Origin of the sequence: Salinicola sp. DM10 (assembly GCF_017306975.2) — a bacterium.
Lineage (GTDB): Bacteria > Pseudomonadota > Gammaproteobacteria > Pseudomonadales > Halomonadaceae > Salinicola.
Window position 1 is genome coordinate 39,639 of record NZ_JAFLEN020000008.1, and the last position, 15,614, is coordinate 55,252.

At 67.3% G+C, this 15,614-nt stretch carries 16 protein-coding genes; 10 read left to right on the plus strand and 6 right to left on the minus strand.

The genetic code is table 11. The features are described 5' to 3' along the window. Positions 1-299: 299 nt before the first annotated feature. From J0A90_RS18065 to rpe, 3 genes are read right to left on the minus strand one after another with little or no spacing between them, the layout of a single operon-like run. The gene (locus J0A90_RS18065) at positions 300-1,037 is read right to left on the minus strand and encodes a ParA family protein (protein ID WP_233076915.1); all 738 of its coding nucleotides are present in this window, start codon (positions 1,035-1,037) and stop codon (positions 300-302) included. Positions 1,038-1,082: 45 nt separating this feature from the next. Then, positions 1,083-1,418 (minus strand): GIY-YIG nuclease family protein, encoded by a 336-nt coding sequence (locus J0A90_RS18070; RefSeq protein ID WP_233076916.1) that lies wholly within the window; start codon positions 1,416-1,418, stop codon positions 1,083-1,085. A 10-nt stretch (positions 1,419-1,428) separates the two neighbouring features. Then, entirely contained in the window at positions 1,429-2,118 is a 690-nt protein-coding gene (gene rpe / locus J0A90_RS18075) for a ribulose-phosphate 3-epimerase (RefSeq protein ID WP_035469669.1), read from the minus strand. A 227-nt stretch (positions 2,119-2,345) separates the two neighbouring features. Here rpe and ggt point away from each other — a divergent pair, with 227 nt between their 5' ends. From ggt to J0A90_RS18110, 7 genes are all read left to right on the plus strand, one after another. After that, entirely contained in the window at positions 2,346-4,088 is a 1,743-nt protein-coding gene (ggt, locus tag J0A90_RS18080; RefSeq protein ID WP_207034633.1) for a gamma-glutamyltransferase, read from the plus strand. Between the two features lie 35 nt (positions 4,089-4,123). After that, the gene (locus J0A90_RS18085) at positions 4,124-5,278 is read left to right on the plus strand and encodes an MFS transporter (RefSeq protein WP_207034635.1); all 1,155 of its coding nucleotides are present in this window, start codon (positions 4,124-4,126) and stop codon (positions 5,276-5,278) included. Positions 5,279-5,533: 255 nt separating this feature from the next. Further along, positions 5,534-6,559 carry a thiosulfate ABC transporter substrate-binding protein CysP gene (cysP, locus tag J0A90_RS18090; RefSeq protein WP_207034637.1) on the plus strand — a complete coding sequence of 342 codons (1,026 nt, stop codon included), beginning with the start codon at positions 5,534-5,536 and terminating at the stop codon, positions 6,557-6,559. Then, the gene (gene cysT, locus J0A90_RS18095) at positions 6,556-7,410 is read left to right on the plus strand and encodes a sulfate/thiosulfate ABC transporter permease CysT (RefSeq protein ID WP_207034639.1); all 855 of its coding nucleotides are present in this window, start codon (positions 6,556-6,558) and stop codon (positions 7,408-7,410) included. Before cysP ends, cysT begins: the two co-directional genes overlap by 4 nt. Next, the gene (gene cysW / locus J0A90_RS18100) at positions 7,410-8,237 is read left to right on the plus strand and encodes a sulfate ABC transporter permease subunit CysW (RefSeq protein WP_233076917.1); all 828 of its coding nucleotides are present in this window, start codon (positions 7,410-7,412) and stop codon (positions 8,235-8,237) included. The genes cysT and cysW overlap by 1 nt, the downstream gene beginning before the upstream one ends. After that, positions 8,234-9,316 carry a sulfate/molybdate ABC transporter ATP-binding protein gene (locus tag J0A90_RS18105; protein ID WP_207034641.1) on the plus strand — a complete coding sequence of 361 codons (1,083 nt, stop codon included), beginning with the start codon at positions 8,234-8,236 and terminating at the stop codon, positions 9,314-9,316. The genes cysW and J0A90_RS18105 overlap by 4 nt, the downstream gene beginning before the upstream one ends. A 70-nt stretch (positions 9,317-9,386) precedes the next feature. Further along, positions 9,387-9,980: a YajG family lipoprotein gene (locus tag J0A90_RS18110; protein WP_035469684.1), complete on the plus strand. Its 594-nt coding sequence runs from the start codon at positions 9,387-9,389 to the stop codon at positions 9,978-9,980. 103 nt (positions 9,981-10,083) lie between these two features. Here the strand turns inward: J0A90_RS18110 and J0A90_RS18115 are convergent, their stop codons facing one another. The 3 genes from J0A90_RS18115 to J0A90_RS18125 form a co-directional block, all read right to left on the minus strand. Beyond that, positions 10,084-10,719: a thiopurine S-methyltransferase gene (locus J0A90_RS18115; RefSeq protein ID WP_207034643.1), complete on the minus strand. Its 636-nt coding sequence runs from the start codon at positions 10,717-10,719 to the stop codon at positions 10,084-10,086. 97 nt (positions 10,720-10,816) lie between these two features. Further along, positions 10,817-11,428 carry a TIGR04211 family SH3 domain-containing protein gene (locus J0A90_RS18120; RefSeq protein ID WP_207034645.1) on the minus strand — a complete coding sequence of 204 codons (612 nt, stop codon included), beginning with the start codon at positions 11,426-11,428 and terminating at the stop codon, positions 10,817-10,819. A gap of 300 nt (positions 11,429-11,728) precedes the next feature. Next, positions 11,729-12,058: a DUF1820 family protein gene (locus tag J0A90_RS18125; protein WP_035469689.1), complete on the minus strand. Its 330-nt coding sequence runs from the start codon at positions 12,056-12,058 to the stop codon at positions 11,729-11,731. Positions 12,059-12,308: 250 nt separating this feature from the next. Between J0A90_RS18125 and miaB the strand changes: the two genes are divergently transcribed. The 3 genes from miaB to ybeY all read left to right on the plus strand — a co-directional run bounded on the left by miaB (position 12,309) and on the right by ybeY (position 15,402). Then, positions 12,309-13,658, plus strand: coding sequence for a tRNA (N6-isopentenyl adenosine(37)-C2)-methylthiotransferase MiaB (gene miaB, locus J0A90_RS18130; RefSeq protein WP_035469691.1), 1,350 nt, complete (start codon positions 12,309-12,311; stop codon positions 13,656-13,658). Between the two features lie 251 nt (positions 13,659-13,909). Next, positions 13,910-14,914, plus strand: coding sequence for a PhoH family protein (locus tag J0A90_RS18135; protein ID WP_164673466.1), 1,005 nt, complete (start codon positions 13,910-13,912; stop codon positions 14,912-14,914). Continuing rightward, positions 14,911-15,402 (plus strand): rRNA maturation RNase YbeY, encoded by a 492-nt coding sequence (gene ybeY / locus J0A90_RS18140; protein ID WP_207034647.1) that lies wholly within the window; start codon positions 14,911-14,913, stop codon positions 15,400-15,402. The genes J0A90_RS18135 and ybeY overlap by 4 nt, the downstream gene beginning before the upstream one ends. Positions 15,403-15,614 lie beyond the last annotated feature (212 nt).

The window sequence follows — 15,614 nt, forward strand, 5'->3', positions numbered from 1 at the left end:
CGCCCAGTACCGCGCCCTGTCTACCTATGGCGCCCGATACCGCGCCCTGTCTACCTATGGCGCCCGATACCGCGCCCTGGCTATTTATGGCGCCCAGTACCGCGTCCTGTCTAAGAGCGCCTTTCACAACCGCTGGACGATGTGGGCTTATCCGGAGGCAGGGCGTCGCGAGGGCGCTGTGAACCCCTCCCTGGGCGCTACCTTTGCCATCCCTGGCAAAGGACCCTCGCTTTGCCCTACCCCCGGCGCCCATCATCAGAGGGGGTGGAAATGGCCTCTAAGGCGCCCGAAACTGCGCCTCAGGCGTCGAGCTCGGCCTTGAGTTCTTGCCACAGCTGACGGTAGGCCAGGGTCGCGCGGCTGCGCGGCGCCAGGTCGGCCAATGGCTGGCATTCGAGACTCATGCGTTCGACGTCGCTAGCATAGGGGATCCAGCTGCGCATGGGCCGGCCGAGTGCCGCCGGCGGTGAATCGAGCCAGTCGCGGTGCAGGGTGCGCCGCCGGTCGACCAGATTGAAGAACGGCGAGAGCCGCTCGCGCTGGCGCTTCTTGAGATCGAGATGGTCGAGCATGCGCGAGAACGCCTGCACCGACAGCGGGCTGGGGATGGTCGGTACCAGGATGCGGTCGGCAGCACGGATCAGCTGCTCCGCCAGCGTCGATAGTCCCGGCGGGCAGTCGAGGATCATCAGCCCGTACTCCTCGCCGAACGGCTCGATCAGCCGCTTGAGATGCTTGTCACCCTCGGCGCTGGCGTCGAGCAGGCGGTCCAGCTCGCGCAGGCGGATATCCGCCGGCAGCAGGTCGAAGCGCTCCCACGGGGTGTGCTGCACCTGCTCGCCGAGCGGCGACTTGCCGGCGAGCAGCTTGGATACCTTCTTGCTCAGCCCGCTCTCGCCGCCCAGCACCCAGGTCGAGGCCCCCTGGGCGTCGAGATCCCACAACAGCACCGGCACCCGGTCGCGATTGGCCTCCCGGGCCAGATTGACCGCCGCCGAGGTCTTGCCCACTCCGCCCTTCAAATTGTGCAGCGCCACGACCTTCATGCTCTCGACCACCCGACGTTAACAGAAAGTTACAGTCTACGGATTGGACGTCTCGGAGATAATGACAGTTCGATGACAATCGCCCTCGCGCTGTGCCAACCAGCGCCGTTTCTGGACCGCGCCCAGGCGCTTGATCGCCGCCTCGCGCTTGAGCGCCTCGCTCTGGCTCCCCACCTGCTCGACATGACGCAGCGTCAGCGGCCCACGCCCGCGCAACGCGCGTGCCCCCTTGCCGCGACTGTGCTCGGCGAAGCGCCGCGCGACGTCGGTGGTGATACCGGTATAGAGCGCCCCGGCGGCGGTCTCAATCAGATAGAGATACCAGGGGCGCGCGGCGACCGCTGGTGCGTCGTCGCCCGGGCATTCGCTCACCTTCGTCGCCTCAGTCCAGTGCCGCCAGGGCGCTACGCATCTCGCCGATCACGCCATCGTAGCGATGCGGGTCGTCGAGGCTGCGCGCCTTGAAGATCGCCGAGCCGGAGACGAAGGTATCGGCGCCGGCACGCGCGATCTCGGCGATGTTCTGCGGCGACACCCCGCCATCGATCTCCAGCCGGATCGGCAGCCCGCTGGCGTCGATCCGGCGCCGTGCCTCTTGCAGCTTGTCGAGCGCGGCAGGAATGAACGACTGGCCACCGAAGCCGGGGTTGACGCTCATCAGCAGGATCATGTCGAGCTTGTCCATCACGTAATCGAGATAGGAGAGCGGCGTGGCCGGGTTGAATACCAGCCCGGCCTTGCAGCCACGGCTCTTGATCAGCTGCAGCGAACGATCGATATGCTCTGAGGCTTCCGGGTGGAAGGTGACGTAGCTGGCCCCGGCGTCGATGAAGTCGCCGATCAGCTGATCCACCGGCTTGACCATCAGGTGGCAGTCGATCGGCGCGGTGACGCCGTGCTTGCGCAATGCCTCGCACACCATGGGGCCGATGGTCAGATTGGGCACGTAGTGATTGTCCATCACATCGAAGTGGATCATGTCGGCGCCGGAGGCCAGCACATCGTCCACCTCCTGCCCCAGGCAGGCGAAGTTGGCGGAGAGAATCGAGGGGGCAATCTTGAAATCACGCATATGACGCAGCGTCCTGGCAGTGATGGGCGTGGGCATAAGTCCGAGTATGCCTGCATTCTAGCAGCCCTCGGCGCCGCTGCGGTTAGCCGATCGTGCGCCCACGGGCTATGCTCGGCCAGCGGGTAGCGGGAGAACGCCGCCGGCGCCTAGCGTCCCGGGCCCCGCGCCAAACAGGACCAAAACCCAGATAAAGACCCATGACGGGATCAGTTCAAGGAGCCTACGCCATGTCCTCACTCTTTCGCCCGCGCGCCCGGTGCTGGCTGTCGATCACGCTCTCCACGCTCTATCTGGGCATCGCGCCACTGGCGCAGGCCGATTCGGCGATCCTCGAGGGCGAGCGTTTTCATCCGCAGGTGGGGGAGCACGGCATGGTCGCGACCAGCCACTACCTGGCCTCGCAGATCGCCCACGACGTGCTCGCCAAGGGCGGCAATGCGGTGGATGCCGCGGTCACCGCCGGCTTTGCGCTGGCGGTGACCCAGCCGCGCTCGGGCAATATCGGCGGTGGCGGCTTCATGCTGATCTCCGATGAGCAGCGCGACGAGGTGATCGCCATCGACTACCGCGAAAAGGCGCCCGCGGCAGCCTACACGACCATGTTCCAGAACGATCAGGGCGAGGCGGTGCCCAAGCTCTCGCGCTTCACCCACAACGCTGCCGGCGTACCCGGCACGGTGGCCGGCCTGGCGCTGGCGCTGGACAAGTACGGCACCCTGAGCCTGGCCGAGGCGCTGGCCCCGGCAATCAAGCTGGCCGAAGAGGGCTTCGAGGTGCCACCGCGCTTCGCCGAAGGGCTGGCCCAGGCCAAGGATCGCCTCGAGCAGTGGGACGCCACGCGCAAGGTCTTCTACAAGCCCGACGGTTCGAACTACCAGGCCGGCGAGCTGTTCCGCCAGCCCGATCTCGCCGCCACGCTCAAGCGCATCGCCGCTCAGGGCCCGCGCGAGTTCTACGAGGGCGAGACGGCGCGCCTGATCAGCGCCGAGATGCAGCGCCACGGCGGCCTGATGACCGCCCAGGATCTGGCCGACTATCAGCCCACGATTCGCAAACCCGTGCACGGCAACTATCGCGGCTACGATGTCTACGCCATGAGCCCGCCCTCCTCCGGCGGCGCGCACATCGTGCAGATGCTGAACATCCTCGAGGGCTATGACATCCACGCCATGGGCTTCAACTCGGCGCGCACCATTCACCTGATGGCCGAGGCGATGCAGCGCGCCTACGCCGATCGCGCCGAATACCTGGGCGACCCCGACTTCGTCGACGTACCGCTGGCCGGGCTGACCTCGCCGGCCTATGCCGCCGAGCTGCGCGGCGAGATTCCCCTCGACCACGCCACCCCGAGCGCCGAGATCGCCGCCGGCAACCCGCTGCCCTACGAGTCCAACGAGACCACGCACTTCTCGATCGCCGACGACAGCGGCCTGGCGGTCTCCAACACCTATACCATCAACTTCAGCTACGGCTCGGGCATCGTGGTCGATGGCGCCGGCTTTCTGCTCAACAACGAAATGGATGACTTCTCGGCCAAGCCGGGCGCGCCCAACGCCTATGGTCTGATCGGCGGCGAAGCCAACAAGATCGAGCCGCGCAAGCGCATGCTGTCGTCGATGACGCCGACCATCGTCAAGAAGGATGGCAAGAACTTCCTGATCACCGGCAGCCCCGGCGGCTCGCGCATCATCACCACGACGCTGCAGGTGGTGATGAACGTGATCGATCACGGCATGAACATCCAGAGCGCGGTGAGCGCGCCGCGTATCCACCATCAGTGGCTGCCCGACGAGATCCGCATCGAGGATGGCATCAGCCCCGACACTCAGACGCTGCTCGAGGCGATGGGCCATACCCTCAGCCAGCAGGAGGCGATGGGCGCCGCGCAGTCGATCCTGATCGAACCCGACGGCACCTTCACCGGCGGCGCCGACCCGCGCCGCTCGACCTCCTCCGCCATGGGGCTGTGAGTGCACGCCCGGCGTGACACGAGCGGCCGGCGGTGATGTCACGCCGGCCGCCGTTGGCGATCCTGGTGATCGCCCTCGCCGAGTGGTTCGGCACCTCGCTCTGGTTCACGCCCAACGCCCTACTCGCCGAGCTGCGTCTGGCCTGGGCGCTGGATGCCGATGACCTGGCCTGGCTCACCGGCGCGGTGCAGGTGGGCTTTCTGCTCGGCACCCTGGGGATCGGGCTCAGCGGGCTTGCCGACCGCCGCGACGCCAGTCGGGTGTTCGCCGTGTGCTGCGTGATCGGTGCCGCCAGCAATGCGGCTCTCGTGCATGCCGGCGGGCTGGGCCCGGCAGTGGCACTGCGCCTGATCACCGGCATGGCGCTGGCCGGCATCTACCCGGTGGGGATGAAGCTGATGGTGGGCTGGGCCCCCGAGCGCACCGGCGCGGCGCTGGCGTGGCTGGTCGGCATGCTGGTGCTCGGCACCGCGATGCCGCACCTGCTGGCGGCGCTGGACCTCGGCGGCGGCTGGCAACTGACGCTGTGGCTGGCCTCGTTGCTGGCAGTGACCGGTGGCGCCGGCGTGGCCTGGCTGGGGGAAGCGCCGCCTCCGGAGCCATGCCCATCACGGCCACGCCTGGGCGGGCTGGCAGCCTTTCGCCTGCCTGAGTTTCGCCGCGCCGCCGGCGCCTACTTCGGTCATATGTGGGAACTCTATACGCTGTGGGCGCTGCTGCCGCTATGGCTTCTGCACGCCCTGCCCGGGCTCTCCACGAGCGGCGCGGCACTCGCGAGCTTCGCCCTGATCGCGGTGGGCGCGCCCGGCTGCTGGTTAGGCGGCTGGCTGAGCCAGCGCCACGGCAGCCGGGCAGTGGCGCGCTGGGGGCTGGCCGGCTCGGCGCTGTGCGCCACGCTCTACGCACTCACCGCCGACACCCTGCCTACGGCGGCGCTGATCGTGCTGCTCGGCGCCTGGAGCCTGCTGGCGGTGATCGACTCGCCGCACTTCTCGGCGCTCTCGGCGCGTGCCTGCCCCGCCGCGCTGGTGGGCAGCGCGCTGACCCTGCAGAACGCCATCGGCTTCGCCATCTCGGCGCTCTCGCTGGGCCTGCTGCTGCCGTGGTTGCCCCTGCTCGGGCAGTCGCTGGCCTGGCTGCTGCTGCCCGGTCCTCTGCTCGGCCTGCTGGCGCTGGGCCGAGGCCATTGAGCGACCTGGGTCGCCGCCGCAGCGCTCAGAAATGCTGGCGTTGGCGTCCACGCGCGCGATCCGCGGCGCTTATAGAAGGGCCGCGGATCGTTATATCCAAATGGCATACATAGACATATTGTAATTCCATATGGGTTTATTTAGCCTGCGTGTCTAGACTCGACAGGTCCGTACGACGGAACGACAAGACAGACTCATAAGACAAGAGCGCCGCGCGTCCGCGCGCGACAAGCCATCACCATTCAGGGAACCCACATGCTCCGACTCGCTTCGTCTCGCCGCTGGCTCGCCGCCTCCACCCTGGGGCTGACCCTCGCTCTGGGTAGCGTCGCCCCGGCCCAGGCCGACCAGCCCCGCGAGCTGCTCAACGCCTCCTACGATATCGCCCGTGAACTGTTCGCCGCAGTCAATCCCAAGTTCATCGACTGGTGGCAGCAGCAGCACGACGAAAAGGTGAGCGTGAAGCAGTCCCACGGCGGCTCCTCGACCCAGGCGCGTTCGATCATGCAGGGCCTGCGCGCCGACGTGGTGACCTTCAACCAGGTCACCGACGTCAACGTGCTCGCCGACGCCGGGCTGGTGGCCAAGGATTGGCAGGCGCAGTATCCCAATCACGCCTCGCCCTACTACTCGACCACCGCCTTCCTGGTGCGCAAGGGCAACCCCAAGCAGATCAAGAACTGGGACGACCTGGCGCGCAAAGACGTCGAGCTGGTGTTCCCCAACCCCAAGACCTCGGGCAACGGCCGCTACACCTATCTGGCCGCCTGGGCCTACGCCGACCAGGCCTTCGACGGCGATAAGGCCAAGATCGAAGCCTACATGAAGCGCTTCCTGGGCAACGTCGAGGTGTTCGACACCGGGGGTCGCGGCGCCACCACCACCTTCGTCGAGCGTGGCATCGGCGACGTGCTGATCACCTTCGAGTCCGAGGTCAACAACATTCGCAACGAATACGGTGCGGATGACTACGAGGTGGTGGTGCCGCCGGTAAGCATCCTGGCCGAGTTCCCGGTGGCGGTGGTCGAGGAGTACGCCGAGCGCAACGGCAACCTGGATCTGGCCAAGGGCTACCTGGACTACCTCTACACCGATGAGGCCCAGCGCCTGCTCGCCAGCTTCAACTACCGGGTCAACGACGAGGCGGTGGCGGCCGAATTCAGCGATCGCTTCCCGCAGACCGAGCTGCTGCGCGTCGAGGACGTCTTCGGTAGCTGGCCCGAGGCGATGAAGACTCACTTCGCCAGCGGCGGCGAGCTGGACCAGCTGCAGCGCCGATGATCGCCGCGACTCTGCGCCGGCAGGCCAGCCGCCGCGTCCTGCCGGGCTTCGGGCTCTCGCTGGGGGTGACGCTGACGTTCGTCTCGCTGATCCTGCTGCTGCCGCTGACCAGTCTGGTGGGGCAGCTGTCGCAGCTGAGCCTGTCGCAGTACTGGTTTCTGATCAGCGACCCGCGCATCCTCGCCAGCTACCGGGTGACCTTGCTCGCCGCGGCGGTGGCGGCGCTGTTCAACGCCGCCTTCGGGCTGCTGATGGCGTGGGTGCTGGTGCGCTACGAGTTCCCCGGCAAGCGTCTGGTGGACGCGCTGATGGATCTGCCCTTCGCCCTGCCCACCGCCGTCGCCGGGGTCACCCTGGCAACGCTCTACTCGAGCCAGGGCTGGGTCGGGCGCTGGCTCGAGACACTGGGCCTGCCGATCGCCTACACCTGGGTCGGCATCGCCCTGGCCATGGCCTTCACCAGCATCCCGTTCGTGGTGCGCACGGTACAGCCGATCCTCGAGGATCTACCGAGCGAGGTCGACGAGGCCGCGGTGACCCTGGGCGCGCGTGACGGCCACGCCTTCCGCCGGGTGATCCTGCCCCATCTGTGGCCGGCCCTGGTGACCGGCACCGGGCTTGCCTTCGTGCGCTCGCTGGGCGAGTTCGGTGCGGTGATCTTCATCGCCGGCGGCAAGCCGTTCGAGACCGAGATCACCTCGCTGATGATCTTCGTCAAGCTGCAGGAGTACGACTACGCCGGCGCCGCCGCGGTGGCCTCGATCGTGCTGGCGACCTCGCTGGTCCTGCTGCTGGTGATCAATCTGTGGCAGGGGCGCTTCATTCGCCGCCTGCATGGGGGGGAAGCCTGATGATCCGTATCGGTGATGCCCCCGGCGTGCGCCGGCTGCTGATCGGGGTGGCGCTGGTGCTGACCGCGCTGTTCCTGCTGCTGCCGCTTGTGGCGATCTTCGCCCAGGCGCTGATGGGCGGCATCGACCTCTACTGGCAGAACCTGAGCGACCGCTACACCCTGGCGGCGATCGGCCTGACCCTGCTGGTGACGCTGCTGACGGTGCCGATCAACCTGGTGTTCGGGATCTTCCTGGCGTGGCTGGTGATCCGTTTCAGTTTCCCCGGGCGGCGTCTGCTGCAGACCCTGATCGATATCCCCTTCGCGGTTTCGCCAGTGGTCGCCGGGCTGGTCTACCTGCTGCTCTACGGCCGCAATGGCTGGCTCGGCGGCTGGCTCGACGGCTACGACATCCAGATCATGTTCGCCTGGCCGGGCATCGTGCTGGTAACGATCTTCGTCACCTGCCCCTTCGTCGCCCGCGAGCTGATCCCGCTGATGCAGGCCCAGGGCGCCCGCGAGGAGGAAGCCGCGGTGACCCTGGGCGCCTCCGGCTGGACAATCTTCCGCCGCGTCACCCTGCCCAAGATCCGTCATGCCCTGCTCTACGGCGTGATCCTGACCAACGCCCGCGCGGTGGGCGAGTTCGGCGCGGTCTCGGTGGTCGCCGGGGCGATCCGCGGACAGACCAACACCCTGCCGCTGCAGGTGGAGCAGCTGTATCAGGACTATAATACCGTCGGTGCCTTCACCAGCGCCTCGCTGCTGGCGCTGCTGGCGCTGCTGACCCTGGCCGCCAAGGCGGCACTCGAATGGCGCGCGGCGCGCCGGGAGAGCCTCGCATGAGCATCCGTATCTCGCAGATCGACAAGACCTACGGTACCACCCGCGCGCTGGCGCCGATCGACCTCGATATCCGCGATGGCGAGCTGATCGGCCTGCTCGGCCCCTCGGGGTCGGGCAAGACCACGCTCTTGCGCATCGTCGCCGGCCTCGAGCAGGCCGATGGCGGCAGCATCCACTTCGGCGAGCGCGAGGTCACCCAGGTGCACGTGCGCGAACGCCGGATCGGCTTCGTGTTCCAGCACTACGCCCTGTTCCGCCATATGAGCGTGTTCGAGAACGTCGCCTTCGGCCTGCGCGCGCTGCCACGGCGCCAGCGCCCGTCGAACGGCGAGATCCGCACGCGGGTCATGCAGCTTCTGGAGATGGTACGGCTCGCGGCCTTCGCCGAGCGCTTCCCGGCTCAGCTCTCCGGCGGCCAGCAGCAGCGCGTGGCGCTGGCCCGGGCGCTGGCGCTCAAACCCGATGTGCTGCTGCTCGACGAGCCGTTCGGCGCGCTCGATGCCAAGGTGCGCCAGGAGCTGCGCCGCTGGCTACGCCATCTCCACGAGGAGCTCGGTTTCACCAGCCTGTTCGTCACCCACGACCAGGAGGAAGCGCTGGAACTCTCCGACCGCGTGGTGGTGATGAGTAACGGCCAGGTCGAGCAGATCGCCACCCCGGACACCCTCTATCGCGAGCCGGCCAATCGCTTCGTGTTCGAGTTCCTGGGTGACGTCAACCGCCTCGAGGGCGACGTCATCGAGGGCCGGCTGACCTGCGGCAATGCCAGCGTCAGCGTACCGGGGGTCGAGCCGGGCCGCCGCGAGCTGCTGCTGCGCCCCCACGAAGTGCATCTGGCCGAGCGTGCCATCCCCGCGGCGCACCTGCCGGTCACCGTGGCGTCGATCGTGCCGGTGGGCGCCGAAGTGCGCCTCGAACTCGAGGCCGACTGGCTCGAGGAGCCGTGGCTGGCCAGCGTCAGCCACGCCGAGTTCGAACGCCTGGGCATCACCCGCGGGCGGCGGCTGTTCGCCCTGCCCAGCCGGCTGCACGGCTTCGATGCCGCGGGTGCGCAGAATGTCGCGCTGCCGGTCGGCTGAGGCGCTACGAGCGCGCGCCCGGGGCGTCTATACTGGGCGGGTCTTCCCCCGTCAATTCGAGAGGTACGTTATGCGTCAGTGGTTTGCGCTCAAGTGCGTGGCGGTTCTTGGGGTGCTCGGCCTGCTCGCCGCCTGCGCCCAGAGCCCCCAGATCCTTTCCGTACAGCCGAAGGTGAGCGGCGGCTTTCCGCACACCGGCAGCGGCCAGACGGTCACCCTGAACGTGGTCGACGGACGCGACGACAACGTCATCGGCACCCGCTCCGGCACCGCCTCGGCCACCTCGACCATCACCGTCGAAGCCCATGACGTGATTCCCAAGCTGCAGGCTCAGGCCGAGAACGCACTGCGCAGCATGGGCTTCAACCCCACGACCCAGGACACCGGCGGCCCCTCGCTGACCCTGACCCTGGCCGAGCTCGACTACGCTCGCGGCAATGCCGACGAGCCGCTGCTCGGCGCCTCCCAGCTGCAGGCGATCATCGCCGCCAAGGTGGAAAACGGCAGCAACACCTACACCGGTCGCTACACCGCCAAGCGCAAGCAGAGCTACGCCTTCAAGCCCGACTGGGACACCAACAACCGCATGGTCAGCGAGCTGCTCAGCAGCGCCCTGGATCGCACCTTCCGCGACCAGCAGCTGGCCAATCTGCTGGCACGCTGAACATCCGATAGCAGGCAGTACCCCAAGGCGTACCAGACGACGACGCCCGCAGCCGAAAGGCCGCGGGCGTCGTCTTTAGCAGAGTAGTCGGAAGGGTCGTACTTCAGCGGCACGGCCCACGTCGCAGCAGATGCCACACCGTCTCGCGGGTCCCCTTGGCGTCTGGTTCACCCGGGCCATCCAGGCGCTGCAGAGCGAAATTGGGGCCCAGCAGCCGCTCGACCTCCGCAGCGTCGACGCTGTAGGGCGGCCCCTGCTCGCCGTCGGCGTGGGTCAGGGTGACCAGCAGCCCCTGAGTACCCGGCAGGAACAGCTGGGCCAGATGGTGGGCGTAACGCTGCCGCGTGGCTGGCGGCAGCGCGATCAGCGCGGCGCGGTCGTAGAAGGCCGCGAGTTCGGCGGCCTGCTCGACGTGGAAGCGGAAGAAGTCACCGCACCACAGCTCGATCCGCCCCTGGCGCACGCAGGAGAAACCGGCCTGGGCATAGCGCAGGGCCGGCAGTGCCCCCTCGCCGATGAACTGATCCACCGCCAGCGGCGACAGCTCCACACCCAGCACCGGATGCGCCTGCGCCGCCAGCCAGCGCATGTCGTGGCTCTTGCCGCACAGCGGCACCAGCACCTTGGCACCGGGGGCCAGTCCCAGCTGCCGCCAGTGATTCACCAGCGCGGCATGCGGCGCGTCGCGATGAAACCCGATGCGCCCCTCGCGCCAGCGTCTCAGCCAGTCGATCTGCATCCGCCCCTGCCCTCTTTACTCGACGCCCGCATCATCGGTTGGCCCGAAGCGTCAGTACCACTCTGGCCCGAGATCTCGGCGCCGTCACCCGGCGATCTCAGAACCAGCGGTCGCGCTTGCGCCGGCGACGCGGCAGGTGCGGGACGATCAACCCCAGGATCAGACCCGCGCCGGCGACCCCGCCGCCGTACATGAAGTAGCGCATCAGCAGGTCCTCCTCCTGGGTATCCAGACGCGCCTGCATGTTGCGCATCTTGGACTCCGCCTGGGAGTAGGCCTGGCTGAGCTGGTTGTTGCTCGCCTGCAGCTTGTCGACCTGCTGCTGACGGCTGGCGAGTTCGCTGCGCAGGTCCGCCACGCGCTGGTTCCACTCGTCGTCGATGCCGTCGAGGCGCTGGGTCAGGCTGGCGACCTTGTCACGCAGGGCCGGCAGCTGCTGCTGGGCGCTCGGCGTGTCCTGCACGAAGCGCGACTGGATCCAGACTTCGTCGCCGTCGGGGCCGCGCACCTGGGTGTAGTCGCCCTGGGTCTGCAACACCGTGACCGGGTCACCGCTGTCGAGGGTGCCGACGATGCGGTAGCCATCGGTGGGGCCACTGCGCACAAAGGTGGGCAGCTTGTCGCTGACCCAGTGGTCGCTCTGCGCCGAGACGCCGGCGGAGAACAAAAGCGCCGCGCCCACGGCGCAGCCCATCGCAACATTTCGCATTTTCAACATGTCGTCGTGATCTTAGTGGCTAATGGATAACGGTTCGGCTTCGTTCCACGCGACGATGAGCGGCCTCCGCGTCCTGCAAAGGCGTCGTTGGGCCGTGGACGACGGGCGTCCGCGGCGGTTATCCGGTTGCTCGCTGGCCATCCCCAACCTCTCTCGGGGAGACATCCACACTTTCTGTGGATAACGTTTGGGACAACTGGTTTCATGTCGTCGTCACACTCCGGTCATCCCGGCGCTGGCGACAGATTGGTGAATTTCTGATCAACGTCGACGTCTGCGCCAGACTCGAGCTCAGCTATCCTCGCGCGGCGGCCACGCCATCGGGCGCGGGAATTCGGCGACATTGCCCTCGGCTTTGACCGCCTTGGCCACCCCGCCGCGCTCGACCTCGTCGATACGCACGATCGCGCTGTAGGGGATGTAGCTGCGGCTGACGCCATCGAAGGTGCGGCGCAGCTTCTCGGCGCTGGGATCGACGACGACCTTCGACTGATCCTCGAAGACGAACGCCTCCACTTCGATGAATCCCCACAGGTCACTCTGAAAGATCTCGCGGGCGTAGAGTTCCCACACTTCCCCCTGATTGTGGAAGACCACCCGATAGACCGGCTTGGACGACATAGACGCAAGACTCTCCGACATCACCGCGCCCGGCAGCACCAGCGCAGTCCGGGTCGCAAATAGGCGCAAGGGTATCACAGCCGGATGGGCTTGCGAGCGCCACGGGTTGGCCGCCAGCCGCCGGCGGCCGTATAATGCCGCGTTCGCGACGATGGCGACCTCGCTCGACGGCGACACTCCACCGCGCGAAACGCTCTTTTCCTCTTTCCCCACGAGTACCGGTGACGCGCGCATGGCCGCAACGCAACCCATGACGAAGAAGCTCTTCATCAAGACGCACGGCTGCCAGATGAACGAGTACGACTCCGCCCGCATGGCGGATTTGCTCGGTGAGTCCCACCGCCTCGAGATGACCGACGACGAGCGTGAAGCGGACGTCATCCTGCTGAATACCTGCTCGATCCGCGAGAAGGCGCAGGAGAAGGTGTTCCATCAGCTCGGCCGCTGGAAGAAGCTGAAGGCCGCCAAGCCCGACCTGGTGATCGGCGTGGGCGGCTGCGTGGCCAGCCAGGAAGGCGAGAACATCCGCAAGCGCGCACCGCACGTCGACATGGTGTTCGGTCCGCAGACCCTGCACCGACTGCCGACCATGCTCGATGCGCGCAGCAAGAGCGCGACGCCGATCCAGACGGTGGACGTCACCTTCCCCGAGATCGAGAAGTTCGACCACCTGCCCAAGCCCAAGTCCGATGGCGCCACCGCCTTCGTCTCGGTGATGGAGGGGTGTTCGAAGTACTGCACCTTCTGTGTGGTGCCCTATACCCGTGGCGAAGAGGTCTCGCGGCCGTTCGAGTCGGTGATGGAAGAGGTGGTACATCTGGCCGACCAGGGCGTGCGTGAGATCAACCTGCTGGGGCAGAACGTCAACGCCTACCGCGGCCGCGACGCCGAGGGCGACGAGATCGACCTGGCCGAGCTGATCGCCTGCGTGGCCGCCGTCGAGGGCATCGACCGTATCCGCTTCACCACCTCGCACCCGGTGGAGTTCTCCGACAGCCTGATCGAGGCCTACGCCGAGATCCCCGAGCTGGTCAGCCATCTGCATTTACCGGTGCAGTCAGGCTCCGATCGCATCCTGGCGGCGATGAAACGCGGCCACGGTCGCGACATGTACATCGACAAGCTCGAGCGTATCCGCGCCCTGCGTCCGGACATCAGCTTCTCCTCGGACTTTATCATCGGCTTCCCCGGCGAGACCGACGAGGATTTCGCCCAGACGATGGATCTGATCCAGCGCATCGGCTTCGACGCCTCGTTCAGCTTCATCTACTCCAAGCGTCCGGGCACCCCGGCCTCCTCACTGCCCGACGACACGCCGGAGGAGACCAAGAAGCAGCGCCTGGCACTGCTGCAGACACGCCTCAATCAGCAGACCCAGCAGATCAGCCGGCGCATGGTCGGCAACGTCGAGCGCATCCTGGTCACCGGCTTCTCGCCCAAGGACCCGGGCCAGCTCTCCGGGCGCACCGAGAACAACCGCGTGGTCAACTTCCGCGCCGACGACCCGACCCGCCTGATCGGCCATTTCGTCGACGTCTCGATCACCGAGGCACTGCCGAACTCGCTGCGCGGCGAGCTGGTCTCCGACGCCCGCTATTGATGCCGCCCCCGTGATACCGGCCCGCGGCCGTTCGCGGCGCACCCCGCGCCGCGTCCCGCTCGGCCGGTCACCGGCGCATCGCCGGCCCGCGCCCGCGGGAGATTGGTTATCCTGGAGCATTGCCCCCGCGGGAAGCGTCGCAGTAAGCTGACGGCTTCCACTTCACATTATCGACGGATCCTTCTGCGTTGACTCAAGACCAACAGTCCGCCCAGCGCGTCGTGTCACTGACGCTCGAACCCAACGATCCCATGCGCCTCGCCAGCCTGTGCGGGCAGCGCGACGAACACCTCAAGCTGATCGAAACGCGCCTCGGCGTGACGCTGCGCAACCGCGGCAACACCTTCCAGCTCGCCGGCCCCGAGGCCAGCGTCAAGGCTGCTGCCAACGTGCTCGAACACCTCTACCGTGAGACCGAGGCCGAGGAGCTGCTCCCCGACACCGTCCACCTCTATCTGCAGGAATCCGGGATCGAAGCGCTCGAGGAGGAGACCGGCGATCTCGAGGAAGGCGGTATTCTGATCCGCACGCCGCGGGCGCTGATCAAGCCCCGCGGCTTCAATCAGCAGGGCTATGTCGCCAGCATCCGCCGCCACGATATCAACTTCGGCATCGGCCCGGCGGGCACCGGCAAGACCTACCTGGCGGTGGCCGCGGCGGTCGAGGCGCTCAATCGCCAGGAGGTGCGCCGCATCCTGCTGGTGCGCCCGGCGGTCGAGGCGGGCGAGAAGCTCGGCTTCCTGCCCGGCGACCTGGCGCAGAAGATCGACCCCTATCTGCGCCCGCTCTACGATGCGCTCTACGAGATGCTCGGCTTCGAACAGGTCAACAAGTTGATCGAGCGCCAGATCATCGAGATCGCCCCGCTCGCCTACATGCGCGGGCGCACGCTCAACAACGCTTTCATCATCCTCGACGAGAGCCAGAACACCACGCGCGAGCAGATGAAGATGTTCCTGACGCGTATCGGCTTCGGCTCCACCGCGGTGATCACCGGCGACGCCAGCCAGGTCGACCTGCCGCGCGGGTCGAGTTCCGGCCTGATCCATGTGCTCGAAGTGCTGCGCGACACCGCGGGCATCGGCATTACCCAGTTCGCCCCCAAGGACGTGGTACGCCATCCGCTGGTGCAGCGCATCATCGAGGCCTACGACCTCCACGAAGCGAGCGAGGAGGCCGCCGATCGCAAGCGTCGCGAAGAGCGGCGTCAGGCGCGTCTGGAAGCCAGCGCCGCGCGTGACGGTGGTGACTCGTGACCCTCGAGATCGATCGCCAGGTCGCGGTGACCGACGCGGCCGTCGCCGAGCTGCCCGGCCTCGCCGACCTCGAGGCCTGGGTCGCGCGGGTTCTCGACCACGTCGAGGAGCCGCGCCGCGAACTCACCGTGCGCTTCGTCGAACGCGACGAAAGCCGCCAGCTCAATCGCGACTACCGCGGCAAGGACAAGCCCACCAACGTGCTCTCGTTTCCCTTCGAGGCGCCGCCGGGCATCGACCTGGGCCTGCTCGGCGATCTGGTGATCTGCCACGCCGTGGTGGCCGCCGAAGCCGCCGAACAGGGCAAGTCCTGCCACGATCACTACGCCCATCTGGTAATACATGGTTGCTTGCATTTGCTCGGCTATGACCATATAGATGAGGCAGAGGCCGAAGAGATGGAAGCGCTGGAGCGCACTCTGCTGGCCGGGTTCGGCATTGCCGACCCCTATCGGGAGGAGCGGTCGGAAGACGCATCGGACGCCTGATGCCCCGACTGACTCGAACGACCGACGCACTTGACTGACTACCGAAGCGACCGTCCAGGCAACCCAATCGACGCCATGCCGACATCGACGCACGCCGCTCCCTGCCGGGAGCGTACCGACGCCAGCCCGTCCCAGATGGACGATCCTGTCGACGAGCCTCCGCCACGCGGTGCCCGGCGGCAGGGACACGGCCCGGACTCCTTTGCCGCCCC